Below are 19,298 nucleotides of genomic sequence, written 5' to 3' on the forward strand. Positions count from 1 at the left end.
CGCGCGGATGGCGTCGCGCATGGCAAGCCACGCGGGAAGCGGATGTCCGAAACCGTGCGTGTATCCGGGTCGCAGTTCGCGGACGACACCCGTGAGTGTGCGTCCCGTAACGGTGGTGATGGTCCCGTTCTCGCCGAGGACCGGCGCCACACAGTTTCCGCGGGTCCGCACGAGCAGAGGCGTAGCTGCTGTGTCGGCCGGTAGATCCGGCCGGCGCTCGTTCGGTTCGAGCGCGGTCCATTCGATCTCGACCCAGACCTGTTCTGCGGTCACGGCATGATCACAATCTTGCCGTAAGCCTTCCGGCTCTCCATGCGCTCAACGGCACGGGCGCCCTCAGCGAGCGAGAACACACTGTCGACCAGGGGCTCAATGACGCCGCGTGCGGCCAAGTCGAAGACCTTCTCCACCTCGGTCTGGACGAAGGCGAACGAACCGAGGACCTCGAACTCACCCCGGAACAGCGGGATGATGTCGAACGGGACCACCTCCTGAGAGTGCGCACCGCAGGTCACGAGCCGCCCACCCTTCTTGAGCGACTCCAGGCCCGAGGTGAACGTCGATCCACCGACGTGCTCGAAGACCAGGTCGACGCCGCCCCCGGTGAGCTCCTTCACCTGGGGCCCGAAGGCCGGGTTGGCCGTGTAGTTCACGCCCGCCTCCATGCCGTGCGCCCGTGCACGTTCGAGCTTGTCGTCGCTGCCCGCTGTCCCGATGACGCGTGCCCCGGCCCACCGTGCGAGCTGCACGGCCGCGGCTCCGATCCCGCTGCCGACCGCGTTGACCAGCACAGTCTCTCCGGCACGCAGTCGACCGCGAGTGAAGAGCATGTGCCAAGCGGTTCCAAATGCCACCTGGACGGCGACCGCGGCCTCATCGGTGAGGTTCTCGGGGACGCGGACGAGCTGGTCCGCGTGACACACGAGCTCCTCGGCGTAGCCGCCGGATGTGGCGAGGCTGATCCACTCGAGCTCGTCGCACAAGTCCTGGCGTGCGGTCAGGCACGGGGTGCATCGTCCGCAGTTTCGCTGGACCCTGGGAGCGACTCGCTCACCGATCTCCCATCCGGTCACCCCAGGTCCGATGTTCTTGATCGTTCCGACAACCTCGATGCCGGGCACGAATGGCAGACTGACCGGCAGGCGAGACACGCCCCGAATGATGTCGACGTCGATGTGGTTGAGGGCGCATGCGCTGACCGAGATCGTCACCTCGCCTGGTCCCGGGTCGGGCAGCCCGATGTCGATCAGGCTGAAGTTCTCGGGGCCACCGAACTCGTCAATCGCCAATGCCTTCATGCTTGTGCTCCGTTCCTGTTTCTGGGTCATGAGTCGGTTCGGACATCGACGCCTATGCGAGGTCGTGTCCTGGATTCGCCTGTGTTGCCCGCCGACATCCGGATCGGCGGCTGGGGCGGCGCGAAGGTCGCGGCAGTCGTACTCGCCGACTGGCTTCGTGTTTGGACGAGGCGCTACACGGCGCTTCGGGCCAGGTAGTTGCCGTGTCCTTCCCGGCCGACGAATCGGCCGTTGCTGGCGATCAACTCGCCTCGCGAGAAGACGTGCGTGATCGCGCCAGGAAGCGTCCAGCCCTCCCATAGGTTGTAGTCGAGGGCCTGGTGCTGAGTGGCGGCGGAGATGTGCGTCGTGGCAGCCGGGTCGAGCACGATGATGTCCGCGTCCGCGCCGATGCCGACGAATCCCTTGGTGGGGAACATCCCGAAGGACTTGGCCGGGTTGGTCGACGTCAATGCCACGAACTGCTCTAGCGAGATGCGGCCGCCCGCCACGCCGGTGCCGTACATGACCCGCATTCGGTCTTCGATGCCGGCGCCGCCGTTTGGAATGGCGCGGAAGTCGTGCCGCCCGAGATCCTTTTGGCCGACGAAGCAGAAGGGGCAGTGGTCCGAGCTGACGATGCCCAGCGTGCCGTTGTTGAGGCCGCGCCAGAGCGCCTCTTGGTGGTTCGAGTCGCGCAGCGGAGGGGTGAGGACTGCCTTCGCCGCCTCGAAGTCGGGGAGGTCGTAGAGGTCCGGACCGAGGGTCAGGTAGTGCGTGCAGGTCTCGCCAGCTACGGGCCAGCCGTTCAGCTGCGCTTCGGCGACAGCCTCGGTCGCCCCTCCTGTCGAGAGATGGACGAAGTAGATGGGGGCGTCCGCGATGCGGGAAACGGCGATGGCCCGGTTCACCGCTTCGACCTCAGTGGCCGGCGGCCTGGACAAGGCGTGGTTCTCGGGTCCGGTCTTTCCGGACGCAACCAGGTTTGCGGAGATTCTGTCGATCACGTCACCGTTCTCGGCGTGCACGCACGTCTTGGCGCCCAGCCGGCCGGACTCCCGGAGGACTTCGTACATCTCACCGTCATCCAGCATGATCGCGCCCTTGTAGGCCATATAGATCTTCATGCTGGTGACACCCGATCGGACCAGGCCCTCGATGTCGGCGATTGCCCCGTCGTACAGGTCGGTGATCGCGACGTGGAAGCCGTAATCGATGGCGCACTTGTCGATTGCCTTCTGATGCCACCCGTTCAGCGCGTCTTCGAGCTTCTGGCCCTTGGCCTGGAGGGCGAAGTCCACGATCGTCGTCGTGCCGCCGACGGCAGCGGCCCTCGTCCCGCTCGCGAAGTCGTCTGCGGTCTTCGTGTTCATCATCGGCGCATCGAGATGCGTATGGACGTCCACGCCGCCCGGCATGACATACCGACCGGCGCAGTCGATCGCCTCCGCGTCCTCGACTACCAGGTTCTTGCCGATCGCGACGACACACCCGTCCTCGATCAGCACGTCCGCAACGACCGAAGACCCGCTGTTGACTACTGTACCGCCCTGCAGATGTATCCGCTTCATGGCTTCATCGTTCGCGAGTTGTGCCGACCTGCACTTGTCGGCTCTGACCAACGTGTCTCCGGCGGGTTGTGCGTCATGAACACCAGGGTGGGTTCACGACCACGAGGAGATCACCGTCATCGACCGACTCGCCTGTGCTCCCACCCGGCCGACCTCTCGTCGGCGACCTCGCGAACCTGCACGAGCCGTACGCGTCCATCCACGCGGCAAACGGCGGTCCGGATCCAGTTGTGGTCCGGCTGCGACGCCGAGTCAATGCTCACCACCGACCGCTCGCCGTCCGGACGGACTTTCCCATCACCGGGCCTGGGCCGACGGCGGAACTCCGGGGTCGAGAGGGCAGAGGCGCCGCCACACCAGGCCCTCATGTACCCGGAGGTCACCGTCGGGCAGAGAGAAGTCGCACTCTCAGCGTTTCCGGTAGCCGAGTTCTCGCGCTGCAGGGATGGCCAGGACCGCGATCTCACCGCGGTTCGCAACGAGCACAACTCGAAATGGCGCGCCACTCATGCCGCCTCATCGGAGCGGCGAGAATGCCTCGAGCTCCGGTCCGTGGCTGCCGGTGATGATCTGCTTGGCGAGCAGCCTTCCGGAGATCGGGCCGAGGGTGATGCCCCACATGCCATGGCCGCCTGCGACGAACACGTGGGGCGACGCTGTAGCGCCAATGAGGGGTAGCCCGTCGACCGTGCAAGGGCGCGGGCCGACCCATTCGTCGATCCGGTCGTCGACGTCGGCGCCGTCGAGGAACGGTCTGGCGGCATCAACGATGGCCGCGATGCGGCGGGGATCCAGCTTGGCGTCGGGTGGGCTGAACTCCATCATTCCCGCGACCCGGAGGCGGTCGGCGATCGGCGTGCAGGCGACCCGTTGGGATGGCAGGTAGATCGGGCCTCGGGGCGTTGACCTGCAGGAGACACTGAAGCTGTATCCGCGTCCCGACTGGACGAGGCGCCGGACACCGAACCGCCGCAGCAGTGGGCCCGCCCACGCACCAGCGGCCACGACGGCAGCGTCATAGGACTCGCCGTCGATGGAGACACCCGCCGAGTTCGCATCCACACGCTCGACGATGCGTTGGAGCTCGAACCGGGCTCCCCTGTTGCGCACCGCGTCTCCTAGGGACTGGACATAGGCGCCCGGGTCGAGGAAACGCTGACCGTGGAGCTGAATGGCGGCGGTGACCTCATCTGATAGCAGGGGCTCCTGAGCGCGCGCTTGAGCTCCGTCGAGCAAGTCGTACTCCAGCCGCTGGCCCGAGGACTTGATGTGCTGGAGCTCCTGGAGGAGCGGCTCGCGGTCAGAGGCCGACCGATAGGCCGCGACGAAGGAGGACGCCGGACTCGTCGGGGCAGTGACACCTCGATCCGCGAGCTCGTCGAAGGCATCGAGCGCGAGATCGTTGATCGCAATGAGCGCTTCCATCGACTTCTGCCATTGGCGCATGGTGCTGCGCCGCGCGAAGCCGACCAGGAAACGCCACAGCCGGGGATCCAGGCGGGGCGGCACGTAGACCGGCGACCGGGGATTGAGGACCGCGCGGACACCGTATGTGAGGACTGACGGTTCTGGGAGCGGCGTCGCGAGACCGGGCGTCAGCCACCCCGCGTTGCCCCAGGAGGATCCGGATCCGACATCGGCGCGGTCGAACACCGTCACCTCGGTGCCGAGTTCTTGCAGGTGCCAGGCAGTAGCCAAACCAACCATGCCGGCACCGATGACAGCGACGCGCTCAGGACGAGGATGAGCATTCACATGGAGCATGTTGGGGGCACCTGAGCGCGAGGGCACGAGTGCGATTGGCCAACCTTCGCGCTCTTGGGTGTCGCGCGGGCACAACCGCCGCGTCACGTCCGTCGGCCATCTCTGGGGGTTGTTCCGCAGGCACTCCCAACTGCCCTGACGTTGTGATTCGTCGACAGCCTCGGGTGGCTCGAGCCCGTGTCAGCATCACCGGCACCGAGTGTCTGTCCGGCCGAACTCGGTCTCTCCGGACCCGTCCGCAAAGGAAATCCGCATGCACCGTTCCCGTTCCCGTTCACTGCCGCTGGCGCTTGCCGCTCTCAGCTCGCTGGCCATGCTGTCGCTCACCGCGTGTGGGTCGTCCGACGACGACTCCACTGGCGACGAAAAGGTCAATGTCGCCCTGCTCATCCCGAACCAGAATGACTACGCAAACTCGTTCGTTGCCGGCGCTGAAGCAGCCGCTGCGAAGGACGGGAGCGCCGAGGTCAGGACGTTCGTCGCCAACTTCAACCCGCAGACCCAGCTGACCCAGTGCCAGGACGCCATCCAGAGTCAGCGGTACCAGGCGATGGTCATCGAACCGGTCGACGGGGTCGCGATGGCGAACTGCGCGAAGGAAGCCATCGCCGCTGGTATCAAGGTCGTGGCTATCAACGCCCCGGTCGGTGCAGACACCACGACCGCCGAGCCGCAGGTCGACGGTTTGACCGCGGCGCTGCTGGCCCCGCCCACCGTGGTCGGGCAGCATGCCGCGGAGGTCGTCGTGGAGGCCTGTGCCGACCTGGATCCGTGCAAGGTCGGGTACCTGTACGGGACCAAGGGCTTCAGCTACGACACAGCGCGTCGGGCCGCGACCGATGAGGTCTTCGCCGAGCACGCGAACATCCAGATCGTGGCCGAAGCCGAGAGCAAGTTCGACCGCGCCACGACGATCAATGCAGTCACGGACATGATGCGTGCCCAGCCCGACCTCGACGTGCTGCTCTCGGTGCAGGACCCGGTTCCGGTCATCGCCGGTTTGGAGAGCGCTGGCGCGCTCGGCAACGTGAAGCTGTTCGCTACCGGTGCAAGCGACGCCGCCGTGCAGACCGTCGTCGATGGCCAGACGGCGGGCATGAGCATCCTGATGCCTCGGACCGAGGCCGAGCGCGGGACGGAGATCGCGATCGCCGCCGTGCGAGGCACGGAGCCCACCCAGCGGTCGTACAACACGTATGACGACCTCAGCCCGATCGGTTCGACGTTGACGAGCGAGAACGCCTCTGAGTTCCCGTCGCAGTTCAAGGGCTGATCCGGCATGCCCGACAGCCACGCAGCGGAACACGTACACATCGACGTTCGAGACGTGAACGTGTCGTTCGGCGCGTTCGCTGCCCTCGACCAGGTGTCCGTACGGATTCGGCGGGGCCGCGTTCATGCCCTCGTTGGCGAGAACGGCGCGGGCAAGTCAACACTCGGCAAGGTCATCAGTGGCCACCTCCCGGCCACCCGCGGTCAGGTGACCTTGCACCGAGAGAATCCGGCGGAGGTGCTCGGCTCAGCCGGGCACCTCCGCGCCAGGGTTGCCGTCGTCGACCAAGAGCTGGCGCTACTGCCGGCCCGGTCGGTCGCCGAGAACGTGCTGCTCGGCTCACTGCCGTCACGATTCGGAGTGGCGCTTCGTGCGGCCATGCGTTCCCGCGTCGCTACCCTCCTGGAGGCCACCGGGTTCGACCTCGATCCCGACGCCCCGGTCGGGGCGCTGCGAGTGGCCGACCGCCAGCTCGTGACGATCCTCCGCGCCTTCGCCACGCAGGCCGAGGTGATCGTCATGGACGAGCCGACGGCAGCCCTAACCGGTCGAGAGTCCGAACGTCTCCTCGGGGTCATCGACCGGATGCGTGCGGACGGAAGGACCTTCGTGTATGTCTCACACTTCCTGGGCGAGGTGCTCGAGATCGCCGACGACATCACCGTCCTCAAGGACGGACAGGTCACATGGCAGGGAGACGCTTCTGCGACGAACCAGGACGCCCTGGTAGCAGCGATGCTCGGCCGGTCGCTGGTGACGATGTTCCCCGACCGGCAGCCACCTCCACCAGGTGACCCTGTTCTCGTGGTCGAGAACCTCACCAGCGGCCCCGAGGTTCAAGATGTCTCCCTGGCCGTGAGGCCTGGGGAGATCCTCGGCATCGCAGGCATCGTTGGTAGTGGACGCAGCGAGCTGGCGCACACGCTGCTCGGCGCACGACGCGCGACCAGGGGAACGATGCGGCTGAATGGCCAGCTCTACCGCCCGAACGGGCCCACCCACGCGTGGAACCGAGGCGTCCGGATCGTGCCGGAGAGCCGGCGCGACCAGGGACTGTTCCTTCGGCACACCGTGCACCGCAACGTGACGCTGCCACACCTGAGTGCGGTCTCGCGCGCCGGATGCCTGATGCCGGGGGCTGGACGCACGATGGCAGCCGACCTACTCGACCGGATGGACTACCGCGGCAGCGGCGTCGACATTCCGGTCGGCTCGCTGTCCGGCGGCAACCAACAGAAGGTCCTCCTCGCCCGCTGCCTCCTGAGCGACCCCAACGTACTCATCATCGACGAACCCACCCGAGGCGTCGACGTAGGCGCGCGGCACTCGATCTACACCCTGATCGACGAAGCGGCACAACGCGGCGTCGCCGTCATCGTGATCTCGAGTGAACTCGAAGAGGTCCTGGGCCTGGCCGACCGCGTCCTGGCCATGCGAGGGGGACGCATCGTCCGAGAGTTCGCGAAGCACGCCTCCGAGGCCGCAGTCCTGAGCGCCATCCTCGGCGCCGAGCCAACTGCAACCCGCAAGCCCAGCAACTGACCTGGAGTAGACATGACAGAAGCGAACGTCGGCCAGACGACACCCGCGCCCCCCGCCCGGCGCGCATTCTCCTTGGACCTGGCACACGGCCGGGACCTAGGGATCGTCGCGTGCTTCGTAGCGCTGTTCCTGGCCCTGACGTTCTCGTCCGACGTATTCTTCTCGGCTCAGAACTTCGCGACGATCCTGGAGCAATGGGCTCCCGTGATGATCATTGCAGTCGCCGGCACCTTGGTGCTCGTCGCAGGCGATCTGGACATCTCGGTCGGCGCCATATTCGCGATCAGTGGCGTCGCCGCTGCCAAGTTCGCGAACGATACGGGCTCGGTAATCCTCGGATGCGTCGCCGCCGTGATCGCCGGCCTGGCTTGCGGGCTCGTGAATGCAGCAATCACGCTCATCGGCCGCGTCAACTCGCTCATCGGAACCCTCGGAAGCTCGTTGGTGATCCGCGGCCTGGCATTGCTCATAACCGGCGGGTTCATCGTGCAGGCCGCGCCGGTCGGGTTCGACACCCTCGGTGTCGACAGCTGGCTCGGCCTGCGCTGGTCCGTCTGGGTGATGTTCGTCTGGGTGGGCGCAGTTGCAGTTCTCCTCCACCTTACGGTGTTCGGACGCAGGGTCTTCGCGGTCGGCGGCAACATCGAAGCAGCCCGCTTGGCCGGCATACCGGTCGGCAGCGTGAAGGCCGTGGTCTTCGTCGTGTCCGGGATGTCCGCCGGGCTGGCCGGTTTGCTCGCCGCGAGCAAGGTCAACGCGGGCCAGGCGGAGGTCGGTGTCGGCCTCGAGTTCCAGGTCCTCGCCGCCATCGTGCTCGGAGGCACGTCGCTGGCTGGAGGCGCCGGAGCCGTCTGGAGAACGGTGCTCGGAGTGATGATCTTGGCCATGATCGGAAACGGCCTGAACCTACTGGCGGTCGACCCCGTCTACCAGCAGATCGTGCAGGGAACGATCGTGGTCACGGCTGTCGCGGTCGATGCCTGGGCACAACGAGGCAGGAACAAGACTTGAGCAGCTTCTGGCTGGACAACGTCCGGTTCGACGGAGCGATCGTCGATGAACCCGGCGGTTTCGCACACACCGAAAGCATCCAAGCCGCGGTAGAGGTCCGCGACGGCGTGATTGCCGCCATCACGTCAACCGCCCCAGCCGACTCAGAGGTGATCGATGGCGGCGGCCTCCTACTTCTGCCGCCGCTGCGCGACCTCCACATCCACGTGGACAAGACCTACTACGGCGGCCCGTGGCGCGCGCCAGCCCTTGCGAGAAGCCTCGCCGATCGAATCGACCAGGAAGTCGCCCTCCTACCCGAGCTCGTCAGCCATCTGGAGGAACGGGCTGCCGCCATCGTGGGTCTCGTCGCCTCACGTGGCACGTCGTTCCTCAGGGTTCACACGAACGTCGACCACGTCGTCGGCGCCGAGAGCGTCGGGCGACTCGCGGCGCTCGCCCCATCACTCGACCAGTTGGCCCATCTCGAGATCGTCGCCTTCCCCCAACACGGCCTTCAAGACGGGCGCATGGTGCCGGTGCTACGAGACGCCATCCAAGCGGGCGCCTCGATCATCGGAGGCATCGACCCCGCACGGACGGAGACGAACATCGACAAGGCCCTCGAGGCCACGTTCGAGCTCGCCACCGCATACGGCATCGGCATCGACATCCATCTTCACGACCCCGGGACGTTGGGAACGTTCCAGATGCGCCGGATCGCGGCGTTCACCGAGGACGCCGGCCTGCACGGCCGCGTCACGATCAGCCACGCCTACGCGCTGGCGCAGGTCGACGAGTCGACAGCAGCCGGAACCGCGGAGGAACTAGCGGCTGCCGGGGTGGATGTCACCACCGCATTGCAGCTCGACGCCGCGATTCCCGTGCCGCTGATGCGGCGGCTCGGAGTACGGATATCGGTTGGCACCGACAGCGTCATGGACCACTGGGATCCGTTCGGCAGCGGCGACATGCTCGAGAAGGCATCGCTCATTGCTCAGCGGTTCGGCTGCCTCGACGAACGGTCTCTGGCAGCCGCCCTAACCCTGGCCACCGGCGGCGTTCCCGCCGTCGACCCGGACGGGGCGCCATGGCTTCGCGTGGGCGATTCAGCCGACTTCCTCCTCATCGACGCATCGTGCGCGTCCGAGGCCGTCGCGCGACGCCCCCGAACGAGGCGTTCCTTCCGCCGTGGGGTCGAAGCACCGGGCGTTCCCTGAGGCCGATCGCGCCGCCGAGACCACGACTCCTGCATGTTGTCGAGCCTCTTCCCCACGAGCGTGCCATGTGATATTGATGACACCACTATTGATGTGATCAAACATCGCATCGCCCGAAGCGGGAGGACGTACGGTGACGCGGAGAACGGCGGTGCCCTCGCTTTCGTCCAATTCGCTGCGCTCGCGGCAGAACGGCTTCCTGCCGGAGCTCGACGAGGTCGTGGACATGCTCGGTCCGCACATGCTGTCGTTCGTACACAGACCCGCATTCAACGATCCGGTACATGATGTTGCGCTGTTCGACCCGGAGGTTCGCACCCAGGTCGAGCACGGCGAGTTGATCGTCGGAGCCGGAGCAACCGCGGCGACCGTGCTCGACTTGATCGACCAAGCAGCATCCGGCCGAGCGTGTGGCGTCGTACTGCGGGAAGGGAACGCACGTCTCGAGGCTGTGCGCGAACAGGCGCGGTCGCGCGGCATCGCTCTCATCGCGTGCCCCGCCGAAGTTCCGTGGGCCCATTTGGTCGTCTTGATCCGCCGGGTCCTCGACGGCGAGTTCCGAGAGCCTGTCGAAAGCGCCGGGCCGCACCCTGAGGACCTGTTCGCGATGGCCGATGAGGCCGCACAGCTCCTGGGCGCGCCGGTCACGATCGAAGACAACAAGTCAAGATTGCTCGCCTACTCAGCGGGCCAGGAGGAGACGGACCCGACGCGGCTGGCGACGATCGTCGGTCGGCGCGTGCCCCCGAGGGTGCTGGCCCATTACCGGGCCCGTGGAGTGTTCAAGAAGCTGGTCGGGTCGGATCGTCCGTTCCTGATCGAGGACGGGCCGAACGGCACGATGCCTCGCCTGGTGGTGCCTATCCATCATCGAGGCCAGTGGCTGGGTGCGATATGGGCAGTCCTATCCGAACGCTCGATGCCCCCCGACCTCGAGAGGCTGTCGTGGATCCTGGAGTCGTTGTCGACGACGTTGCTTCGCATTCAGTCGCATCTCGAGGTTGAGCGCCGGCAGCTGGAAGCGTGCCTGGTCTCCCTCCTGACGCACGGTCCGGGGCGGGTACCGAGCGCTCTTGGCCCTGGACCTTGGAGAGCAGTACGTGTTCACGACAATGAAGACGGCGCCGACAGACAAGCCTTCGAGGCGGACAACCTCTGTTCCGGGCTCCTTCTGCATGCCCGACGCGCCGGGTGGCAAACTCCGCTTATCACCACGGTTAACCAGCAGGTCTACGTTCTCGTCCAGGCCCGTGGAGCAGAGCCAGGAAGTTGGGACTGGCTGAGGAGACTGGTCTTGGAGACTGCCTCGATAGGGTCACTCGTCCTTCTGGCCGGCGGCGTGAGCCGGACATCCGAGACGATCGCCGGGTCTCGAACCGAGGCGGACGAGTTGGCAGACCTGCTTCGAGATCGACCCTCTCTCGCGTCATCAGTGACATTCGAGGACGAGTGGGCACGCCTGTACCTGGCGCGAGCGCTGAAAGTGATGACAGAACATGACGTCCCAGGACCGGTATGGGAGTTGCAGCTACACGACGACCAATTCGGCACCGAATACGTCCGGACGCTCGAGGCATGGTTGAGCTACCAGACCGACCTTCGCCGGGCTGCGAAGGAGCTCCATGTGCATCCAAACACGATCCGGCACCGGATGAAACGGATCGCCGACATCGTCGACATTGATCTCGAGGACCCCGAGCAGGTGCTGGCAATACGCCTCCAGGCTCAGGCCATCCGATCAGGCTCGCCGGCCGCTACGGCTGCCCAGCTCGAACGCCTCGCTGATTCAAGGCGTTCTTCATCAACCACACCGGCACGTTCGGCGGCGGTCTCATCCAGCCAAACGACTCGGTCGCCCGCCTGATCGACGTGTGGTTCGAAAGGCGGAGGGTGAAGCCGACGAACGCCCCCGCGAGCTCGCCGGCACCGCACCGGACCGTGAGTCTCTCGCCGCATACCGCTATCACCTTCGCTGGATCCTCGAAAGGACAAGAACGAGTACCCGGTGCCCACAGTCGTCGTGCCGCGCAGGAAGAGGAAGCCAACACCCGAAGAGGACCTCGACGCCGTGCGCGCCGTCATCCGCGAATGGGCGATGGCGGAGCTGCGCCAGGGACCGGTGAGCAAGGATCTCGACCCACGTGCCACGCGCCAGCCTCCGGGCCATTCCGCGCAACCCTGTGCATCCTCGCGCAGGCGTGCGTCACCCTCCCGAGTCGCGTCACCGCAGGTCGGAGCCGGTTTTCTCCAGCAGAGCGACGCATTCGACGTGGTGCGTCATCGGGAACATGTCGAGGGCGCGCAGCGAGCGCAGCTGGTAGCCGAGCTTCTGGAACGTGGCGACGTCGCGGCCCAGGGCGGCGGGGTCGCAGGCGACGTACGCGACGGCGCGCGGGGAGCGCTCGACGACCTGCTCGACGACCAGCGCGCGGGCGCCCTCGCGGGGCGGGTCGAGGACGACCAGGTCGACCGAGGAGTACGCCGGGGGCAGCGGGTCGGCCAGCACCCGGTCGACCGCGCCGCACTCGACGTCGACCCCCTCGAGGCCGGCCAGGTTGGCGCGGGCGTGCCGGCTGGCGGTCCGATCGGCCTCGACGGCCAGCACCCGGCCGGTCGGCCCGACGGCGTCGGCGAGGTAGCGGGCGAACAGCCCGACCCCGGAGTAGAGGTCCAGCGCGGTCTCGCCGCGGCGCGGCGCGAGGAGGTCCAGGACCGTCTCGACCAGCACGCGCGGCGCCCCCGGGTGCACCTGCCAGAACCCGTCGGCCTCCACGGCGAAGACGTGCTCGCCGCCGTACCGCGGCACGTCGACCCGCTCCCCCACCACCGTCGACAGCGCGGTCGCGTGCCGGTCCAGGGTGGTGCCGGCCCGGCTGATCGCGCGGGCGTCCGGCCGGGTGATCAGGCAGTCGTCGATCGGGATCACCTCGCGGGAGCGGTACTTGCGCAGCCCGCGCCGGCCGCGCGGTCCCACCGCCCACTGGATCCGGGTCCGCCACCGCAGCCCCGCGTCGAGGTCGGCGTCGGCGTCGGGGTTCGGGGCGGCTCCCGGGACCGGCTCGACCTCGACATGCACGTCGGTCTGGGCGAGCCGGCCGAGCTGCTCGCGGACCACGGCCGCCTTCAGCTCGCGCTGGCGTGGCAGCGCCACGTGCTGGAAGTCGCAGCCGCCGCAGCGGCCGGGGCCGGCGTACGGGCAGGGCGGCTCGACCCGGTCGCGGGAGGCCTCGAGGACCTCGACCGCGTCGCCGCGCCAGAACCGGTCGCCCTCGGTGCCCTCGGTGATCTCCACGACCACCCGCTCGCCCGGGATCGCGTGCCGCACGAACACCACCCGCGGCCGGTCCGACGGCCCGTCGGCGGTGCCCTCGAGCCGGACGATGCAGTGCCCGCCGTGCGCGATCGGGCCGACCACGGCCTCGAACCGCTCGCCGACCCGGGAGCCGCCGCGAGCCTTGCGCGGTCGCGGCTGCCGGGTCACGGCTGGATCTGCCGGTCCGAGTCGGGACGCGTGCGCGGGTCGCCCAGCCGGTAGTCGGTCGGCCGGGTCCAGACCCCGAGCCGCTCCTCGCGCTCCCGGGCCAGCTCCGAGGAGCGCAGCTGGTAGGGCACCGAGGTGACCATCACGCCGGGTGCGAACAGCAGCCGGCCCTTGAGCCGCAGCGCGGTCTGGTTGTGCAGCAGCTGCTCCCACCAGCGGCCGACGACGTACTCCGGGATGTAGACCGCGACCACGCCGCGCGGGTTCGCCCGGCGGATCTCGGTGGCGTACTCGACGATCGGCCGGACCAGCTCCCGGTACGGCGAGTGCAGGACCTTGAGGGGTACGCCGAGGTTCCGCTCGTCCCACTCCTCGAGCAGCCGGTTGGTGGCCGCCTGGTCGACCGAGACGTAGACGCCCTCGAGCACGTTGGGCCGGGTGGCCTTGGCGAAGGCGAGCGCCCGCAGCGTCGGCTTGTGCAGCTTGGAGACCAGCACGATCGCGTGCACCCGGGTCGGGAGGATCTTGTCCTCCTCGTCGGCGGCCAGCTCGGCGTTGACGCTGTCGTAGTGGCGCCGGATGGCGCGCATGCCCGCGAAGAAGAACACCATCGCGAGGATCGTGATCCAGGCCCCGGCGAGGAACTTGGTGATCAGCACGATCACGAGCACCACCGCCGTGAACGTGAGCCCGATGGCGTTGATGGTGCGCGAGCGCACCATCCGCCGCCGCTCCGCCGGGTCCTTCTCCCGCTGCAGGTGCCGGGTCCAGTGCCGGATCATGCCGAGCTGGCTGAGGTTGAACGAGACGAACACGCCCACGATGTAGAGCTGGATCAGCCGGGTCGTCTCGGCGTTGAACACCTGGATCAGCACGATCGCCATCACGGCGAGGAACACGATGCCGTTGCTGTAGGCCAGCCGGTCGCCGCGCGAGCCGAGGGCCCGCGGCGCGTAGCCGTCCTTGGCCAGGATCGACCCCAGCACCGGGAAGCCGTTGAATGCGGTGTTCGCGGCCAGCACCAGGATCACGCCGGTCACCGTCACGACCAGGTAGAAGCCCGCCGGGAAGTCGTGGAACACGGCGTCCGCGATCTGGGCGATCACCGTGTGCTGGTCGTAGCCGGCGGGCAGCGGCTCGCCGTTGCGGGTGAGCCGGTCGAGCTCGCTCGGGTCGACCAGCTGGAGGCCCATCTGCTTGGCCAGCACGATGACGCTGACCATCATCGTGATCGCGATCGCGCCGAGCAGGAACAGGGTGGTCGCGGCGTTCTTGCTCTTCGGCCGCCGGAACGCCGGCACGCCGTTGGAGATCGCCTCGACGCCGGTGAGCGCCGCACAGCCCGAGGAGAAGGCCCGCGCCAGCAGGAACAGGAGGGCGAGCGTCGTCATCGAGTCGTCGTAGCCGGGCGTGGTGGCCATCTCCAGGTCCGCGCTGGCGGCCTGTGGCAGCCGTCCGGCGGCCAGCTCGAGCATGCCGTAGGCGCACATGCCGAGGATCGCGACCATGAACGCGTACGTCGGGATCGCGAAGAACGTGCCGGACTCCCGGATCCCGCGCAGGTTCATGGCCATCAGCAGGATGACCATCACGCTCGCGAAGGTCGCCTCGTGGCCGCTGAGGGCGTCGATCGCGGAGGCGGCGTACTGGGCGCCCGAGGAGATCGACACGGCGACGGTGAGCACGTAGTCCACGAGCAGCGCGCTCGCCACGGTGGTGCCGGCGGTCGGGCCGAGGTTGACGGTCGCGACCTCGTAGTCGCCGCCGCCGCTGGGGTAGGCGTGCACGGTCTGGCGGTACGACGCCACCACGGCCGCCATCACCAAGGCGACGGCGATGCCGATCTTCCAGGACCAGACGTACGCCGAGGCGCCCGCCAGGGACAGCATGATGAAGACCTCGTCCGGGGCGTAGGCCACCGAGGAGAGGGCGTCACTGGCGAACACCGGGAGTGCGATGCGCTTGGGCAGGAGTGTCTCCCCGAGCTGGGAGCTGCGTAGCTTGCGCCCCAGCAGGATCCGCTTCGATACGTCGCTGACACTCACGACGGGAAAGGCTAGACCCTCCCTGTCCCTCCTGTAGCGTCTGCGACGTGCACGTCGTGATCATGGGCTGCGGGCGGGTCGGCTCGACGCTGGCCCGCAGTCTCGAGGACCGCAACCACACCGTCTCGGTGATCGACAGCGAGCCGGACGCGTTCCGCCGCCTCGGCCCGGGCTTCAACGGGGACAAGGTGACCGGACAGGGCTTCGACCAGGAGGTCCTGGAGAAGGCGGGCATCCGCCGCGCCGACGCGTTCGCCGCCGTCTCCAGCGGGGACAACTCCAACATCATCGCCGCCCGCGTGGCCCGCGAGACGTTCGGCATCCAGCAGGTCGTGGCCCGCATCTACGACCCGGGCCGCGCCGAGGTCTACCAGCGGCTCGGCATCACCACGGTCGCGACCGTGAAGTGGACGGCCGACCAGATGCTGCGCCGCCTGCTCCCGGCCGGCGCCGAACCCACCTTCCGCGACCCCTCCGGCACCATCCGGCTCGATCAGCTGCCCGCCCCGGAGCCGTGGGTCGGGCACCGGACCGTGCACTTCCAGGAGCAGGTCGGCTGCCGGATCGCCTGGATCGACCGGCTCGGCGAGGGGATGCTGCCCACCCGCGAGAGCATGATCCAGGAGGGCGACATCCTCCACGTCACGATGCGTGAGGAGCACGCCCCCCGGGCCTACGAGGTCATCGACCGCGGACCTGACGAAAGCTGAGTGAGCCATGCGTGTCGCCATCGCCGGAGCCGGTGCGGTCGGTCGTTCGATCGCCCGCGAGCTGATCATCAACGGCCACGAGATCCTGCTCATCGACAAGGACCCCGAGTCGATCAAGCCCGAGCGGGTCCCCGACGCCGAGTGGCTGCTCGCCGACTCCTGCGAGCTGTCCTCGCTGGAGGAGGCGCGGCTCGACCAGTGCGACGTCGTGATCGCCGCGACCGGCGACGACAAGGCCAACCTGGTGACCTCGCTGCTCGCGAAGACCGAGTTCGGCGTCCCCCGCACCGTCGGCCGGGTCAACCACCCCAACAACGAGTGGCTGTTCACCGAGGCCTGGGGCGTCGACGTCAACGTCTCGACCCCGCGGATCATGTCCGCGCTGGTCGAGGAGGCGGTCACCGTCGGCGACCTGGTGCGGCTGTTCACGTTCCGCCAGGGCAACGCGAACCTGGTCGAGATGACCCTGCCCGCCGACTCGCCGTACGTCGGCCAGCCGACCGGGCTGATCCCGTTCCCGGAGAACTGCGCGCTGGTCACCATCCTGCGCGACGGCCAGGTCTACGTCCCCGACGCCGAGCAGCCGGTCGAGGCCGGTGACGAGCTGCTGTTCGTGGTGCCCTCCGACATCGAGAAGGAGCTCGAGCGCCTGCTCGCCCCCTCCGCCCACGGCGGCTAGGGACGGCTGGGCCCCGGGGGCGGTCAGGCCTCGGCGACCGGGGTCCGGTTCCGGGTCAGCACCCAGGCCATCACGGCCAGGGCGGCCAGCTGGAGCGGCCAGCCCATCCCGATCTTGAGGATGCCCATCGCGGCGACCGCGGAGTCGGGGTCGATCGACCCGGTCTTGCCGGCGAACCAGACGGGCGCCTGGACCGCCACCCGGATCGCGCACGGGATCGCCAGCAGCCAGGTGAGCGTCGTGCACAGCCGCACGATCTGGCGGTCCTGGTGCCAGGCGGTCGGCTCACCGGTGACGCTGCCGACCATGAACCCCACGAGGGGCCAGCCGATCAGGCAGGTCAGCGACAGCACGACCGTGTAGACGCCGTTGTAGATCAGCCCGGGCAGGAAGTAGGCCAGCGCCTGGTCGTTCGCGCTCCCGCCCTGGCGGGCCGAGATCGTCACGAACACCCAGCCGATGCCGATGCCGAACAGCGCGTTGAGGCAGAACTGCACCGTGGTGCGCTGCACCAGCCGGACCGCCAGCAGCACGACCGCGACCGCGACGCTCGCCCCGAGCGCCACCCGGAGCTCCTTGGTGGAGAGCCACAGGACCGTGAAGATGATCGTGGGTACGGCGGCCTCCACCATGCCGCGCCGCCCGCCGAGGGCGCGCGAGATCTGGGCCCGCACGACCGCCTCGACTGTGTCGACGCTGGGTGGCGTGTGTCCCGGGACGGCCTCGCTCACGGCATCAGCTCGTAGCGCGGGTTGTAGATGATCCGGTGCCCCTCGTGGCGGCCGATCCGGCCACGGATCTCCAGGGAGCGGCCCGGCGCGATGCCGGTGATCCGGCGGCGACCGAGCCAGATCACGGTGAGGGTACCGGTGCCGTCGAACAACTCGGCCTCCAGCGCGGGCACCCCGCCGCGGGGTCGCAGCGTCACGGTCCGCAGGGTGCCGCGCAGCCGCACCTGCTCGCGGTCCGGGGCATCGCCGATCCGGTCGAGCTGCTCGCCGGCGTACTCCCGGCGCATGTCTCGGGCGTGCTGGTCGCTGGTGTTGGCCCACCGGCTGATGCTGCGGCGCAGCCGGCTCTTGTCCGCCATGGCACGAGAGCCTAGGTGCTCGGTCGCTCGACGAGCTGCTCGCGGGGCGGCATCACCAGCGGGAGCGCGGCGCCGACCGGCATCGCCTGCGCGCCTCGCCGGATCACGATCTGCTCGATCGCGTCCTCCCAGGGGCCGGCGGCCGTCGCGTCCTGGGCCGGGCGGCCCATCAGCGTGGCCCGCAGCATCCACCGCGAGCCGTTCACGCCGATCACCCGGGACGCCTGGGTGCCGGTGCGGCCGTCCTGGGTGCGCACGCTCACCTGACAGTCGAGCTCGGTGCCGAACCGGCCCTCGCGCTCGGTCGCGGTGCCGCCGCGCTGGGCGTAGTCGGCCGCCAGCCGCGGCCGGATCTCAGCCCACAGGTCGCCGCCGCGCGGAGCGGCGAACGCGCGCAGCTCGAGGACGCCGTCGGGGCCGGCGAGCACCACCGCCTGGACCTCCTCCTCGTCCTCGTCGACCTGCAGGCGCAGCTCGAGCTCGCGGCCGGGGGCGACCAGCATCGAGCCGAGGTCGACACGCGGGACGTCGTCCTCCTCGGGGAGGTCGTCGATGTCGAACGGGCCGGACGGGACGGCCGCGCCCTCGACGTCGGACTCGGCCGTGGGGTCGGCCGCCGCATCGGTGTCAGCGGACTTGCGACGGAACTTCACGAGCACTCCTCGGACGAGATCAGAAACCACCGGTAGAACCGTAACCCCCGGCACCACGGACCGAGCCGGGGAGTTCCCCCACCTCCGTGAATCGGGCGCGCTCGACGCGTTGCACGACCAGCTGGGCGATCCGGTCGCCGCGGCGCAGCTCGATCGGCTCGCGCGGATCGTGGTTGACCAGCATCACCTTGATCTCCCCGCGGTAGCCGGCGTCGATGGTGCCCGGGGTGTTGACGATCGAGAGCCCGTGCCGCGCCGCGAGGCCCGAGCGCGGGTGCACGAAGGCGGCGTACCCCTCGGGCAGCGCGAGCGCGATGCCGGTCGGCACCATCGCCCGCTCCCCCGGCGCCAGGGTCACGTCGACCGTGGTCAGCAGGTCGGCGCCCGCGTCGCCGGGATGGGCGTACGACGGCAGCGGGAGGTCGGGGTCGAGGCGCTGCACCGCGATCTCGAGGGTGTGGTCGGCGTCGCTGGTCACGTCGCGGGACCCTACCGGCCGGTCGCGACCCGAGGAATGGAAGGATTCCGCCCGTGACCCTCACGCCTGTCTACAGCGAGCGCCTGGGCGTGCCGCTGCGCTGGTGGGTGCAGGGCACGATGCTGGTCGCCACCCTCTGGCTGGCCGTGGTGGTCGCGCTGCCGGCACTGGCCGCATGGCTGGTGACCGCGGTCGCGCTCGGGGTGCTGACCTTCCTGTTCTGGTCCTACGGGTCGGCGCGGATCGTGGTCGCCGACGGCACGTTCCGCGCCGGCCGCGCACACATCCCCGCTGGGTTCCTCGGGGCGGTGACCGCGCTGGACGCCGAGGAGACCCACCGCACCGCCGGCGTCGAGGCCGACGCCCGCGCCTACCTGCTGCTGCGCCCCTACCTCAAGCGCGCGGTGCGGGTGGAGATCACCGACCCGGCCGACCCCGCGCCGTACTGGCTGGTCGGCACCCGGCACCCGGAGGAGCTGGCGCGCGCCCTCGCCGCGCTGACGCGCGCCGGCTGACACACGCCGG

The 19,298-nt window shown here is 68.6% G+C and carries 17 protein-coding genes; 8 read left to right on the plus strand and 9 right to left on the minus strand.

Annotated features, from left to right (window positions below; all coding sequences use genetic code 11):
* Positions 1 to 269: 269 nt before the first annotated feature.
* From QMC84_RS01980 to QMC84_RS01990, 3 genes are all read right to left on the minus strand, one after another.
* Entirely contained in the window at positions 270 to 1,328 is a 1,059-nt protein-coding gene (locus tag QMC84_RS01980; RefSeq protein ID WP_300371236.1) for a zinc-binding dehydrogenase, read from the minus strand.
* A 143-nt stretch (positions 1,329 to 1,471) separates the two neighbouring features.
* Entirely contained in the window at positions 1,472 to 2,848 is a 1,377-nt protein-coding gene (gene hydA, locus QMC84_RS01985; protein ID WP_300371238.1) for a dihydropyrimidinase, read from the minus strand.
* A 516-nt stretch (positions 2,849 to 3,364) separates the two neighbouring features.
* Positions 3,365 to 4,612: an FAD-dependent oxidoreductase gene (locus QMC84_RS01990; RefSeq protein ID WP_300371240.1), complete on the minus strand. Its 1,248-nt coding sequence runs from the start codon at positions 4,610 to 4,612 to the stop codon at positions 3,365 to 3,367.
* Between the two features lie 253 nt (positions 4,613 to 4,865).
* Here QMC84_RS01990 and QMC84_RS01995 point away from each other — a divergent pair, with 253 nt between their 5' ends.
* The 5 genes from QMC84_RS01995 (at position 4,866) to QMC84_RS02015 (ending at position 11,501) form a co-directional block, all read left to right on the plus strand.
* A complete protein-coding gene (locus QMC84_RS01995; RefSeq protein ID WP_300371242.1) occupies positions 4,866 to 5,885 on the plus strand; it encodes a sugar ABC transporter substrate-binding protein in 1,020 nt (339 codons plus the stop codon).
* A 54-nt stretch (positions 5,886 to 5,939) separates the two neighbouring features.
* On the plus strand, positions 5,940 to 7,427 hold the full coding sequence (locus tag QMC84_RS02000; RefSeq protein ID WP_300371244.1) for a sugar ABC transporter ATP-binding protein: 1,488 nt from the start codon (positions 5,940 to 5,942) through the stop codon (positions 7,425 to 7,427).
* A 12-nt stretch (positions 7,428 to 7,439) separates the two neighbouring features.
* Positions 7,440 to 8,438, plus strand: coding sequence for an ABC transporter permease (locus QMC84_RS02005; protein ID WP_300371245.1), 999 nt, complete (start codon positions 7,440 to 7,442; stop codon positions 8,436 to 8,438).
* Positions 8,435 to 9,637 carry an amidohydrolase family protein gene (locus tag QMC84_RS02010; RefSeq protein WP_300371247.1) on the plus strand — a complete coding sequence of 401 codons (1,203 nt, stop codon included), beginning with the start codon at positions 8,435 to 8,437 and terminating at the stop codon, positions 9,635 to 9,637. The genes QMC84_RS02005 and QMC84_RS02010 overlap by 4 nt, the downstream gene beginning before the upstream one ends.
* Positions 9,638 to 9,788: 151 nt before the next feature.
* Positions 9,789 to 11,501 carry a PucR family transcriptional regulator gene (locus tag QMC84_RS02015; RefSeq protein WP_300371249.1) on the plus strand — a complete coding sequence of 571 codons (1,713 nt, stop codon included), beginning with the start codon at positions 9,789 to 9,791 and terminating at the stop codon, positions 11,499 to 11,501.
* Between the two features lie 357 nt (positions 11,502 to 11,858).
* Here the strand turns inward: QMC84_RS02015 and QMC84_RS02020 are convergent, their stop codons facing one another.
* Positions 11,859 to 13,118, minus strand: a complete 1,260-nt coding sequence (locus QMC84_RS02020) for a TRAM domain-containing protein (protein WP_300371251.1) — start codon at positions 13,116 to 13,118, stop codon at positions 11,859 to 11,861.
* Positions 13,115 to 15,163 carry an APC family permease gene (locus tag QMC84_RS02025; RefSeq protein WP_300371253.1) on the minus strand — a complete coding sequence of 683 codons (2,049 nt, stop codon included), beginning with the start codon at positions 15,161 to 15,163 and terminating at the stop codon, positions 13,115 to 13,117. Before QMC84_RS02025 ends, QMC84_RS02020 begins: the two co-directional genes overlap by 4 nt.
* Positions 15,164 to 15,210: 47 nt before the next feature.
* Between QMC84_RS02025 and QMC84_RS02030 the strand changes: the two genes are divergently transcribed.
* Positions 15,211 to 15,873 carry a TrkA family potassium uptake protein gene (locus QMC84_RS02030; protein WP_300371255.1) on the plus strand — a complete coding sequence of 221 codons (663 nt, stop codon included), beginning with the start codon at positions 15,211 to 15,213 and terminating at the stop codon, positions 15,871 to 15,873.
* 7 nt (positions 15,874 to 15,880) lie between these two features.
* Complete coding sequence (locus QMC84_RS02035; protein WP_300371256.1) at positions 15,881 to 16,552, plus strand: TrkA family potassium uptake protein; 672 nt, start codon at positions 15,881 to 15,883, stop codon at positions 16,550 to 16,552.
* Between the two features lie 23 nt (positions 16,553 to 16,575).
* Here the strand turns inward: QMC84_RS02035 and QMC84_RS02040 are convergent, their stop codons facing one another.
* The 4 genes from QMC84_RS02040 to dut all read right to left on the minus strand — a co-directional run bounded on the left by QMC84_RS02040 (position 16,576) and on the right by dut (position 18,773).
* On the minus strand, positions 16,576 to 17,283 hold the full coding sequence (locus QMC84_RS02040) for a DUF3159 domain-containing protein (RefSeq protein WP_300371258.1): 708 nt from the start codon (positions 17,281 to 17,283) through the stop codon (positions 16,576 to 16,578).
* Positions 17,280 to 17,570, minus strand: coding sequence for an OB-fold nucleic acid binding domain-containing protein (locus tag QMC84_RS02045; RefSeq protein ID WP_300371410.1), 291 nt, complete (start codon positions 17,568 to 17,570; stop codon positions 17,280 to 17,282). Before QMC84_RS02045 ends, QMC84_RS02040 begins: the two co-directional genes overlap by 4 nt.
* Positions 17,571 to 17,653: 83 nt before the next feature.
* Positions 17,654 to 18,295 (minus strand): DUF3710 domain-containing protein, encoded by a 642-nt coding sequence (locus tag QMC84_RS02050; RefSeq protein ID WP_300371260.1) that lies wholly within the window; start codon positions 18,293 to 18,295, stop codon positions 17,654 to 17,656.
* Between the two features lie 19 nt (positions 18,296 to 18,314).
* Positions 18,315 to 18,773, minus strand: coding sequence for a dUTP diphosphatase (dut, locus tag QMC84_RS02055; protein WP_300371262.1), 459 nt, complete (start codon positions 18,771 to 18,773; stop codon positions 18,315 to 18,317).
* A gap of 53 nt (positions 18,774 to 18,826) precedes the next feature.
* On the opposite strand from dut, the gene QMC84_RS02060 reads away from it, so the two are divergent.
* Entirely contained in the window at positions 18,827 to 19,288 is a 462-nt protein-coding gene (locus tag QMC84_RS02060; RefSeq protein ID WP_300371264.1) for a DUF3093 domain-containing protein, read from the plus strand.
* Positions 19,289 to 19,298: the final 10 nt, after the last annotated feature.

The organism is Nocardioides sp., assembly GCF_030019515.1.
Classification (GTDB): domain Bacteria; phylum Actinomycetota; class Actinomycetes; order Propionibacteriales; family Nocardioidaceae; genus Nocardioides.

Excerpts from the sequence above, each read along its gene's own strand:
- QMC84_RS01980 (WP_300371236.1), bottom strand. The coding sequence starts at position 1,328 with ATGACCCAGAAACAGGAACGGAGCACAAGCATGAAGGCATTGGCGATT.
- hydA (WP_300371238.1), bottom strand. The coding sequence starts at position 2,848 with ATGAAGCGGATACATCTGCAGGGCGGTACAGTAGTCAACAGCGGGTCT.
- QMC84_RS01990 (WP_300371240.1), bottom strand. The coding sequence starts at position 4,612 with ATGCTCCATGTGAATGCTCATCCTCGTCCTGAGCGCGTCGCTGTCATC.
- QMC84_RS01995 (WP_300371242.1), top strand. The coding sequence starts at position 4,866 with ATGCACCGTTCCCGTTCCCGTTCACTGCCGCTGGCGCTTGCCGCTCTC.
- QMC84_RS02005 (WP_300371245.1), top strand. The coding sequence starts at position 7,440 with ATGACAGAAGCGAACGTCGGCCAGACGACACCCGCGCCCCCCGCCCGG.
- QMC84_RS02035 (WP_300371256.1), top strand. The coding sequence starts at position 15,881 with ATGCGTGTCGCCATCGCCGGAGCCGGTGCGGTCGGTCGTTCGATCGCC.
- QMC84_RS02045 (WP_300371410.1), bottom strand. The coding sequence starts at position 17,570 with ATGCGCCGGGAGTACGCCGGCGAGCAGCTCGACCGGATCGGCGATGCC.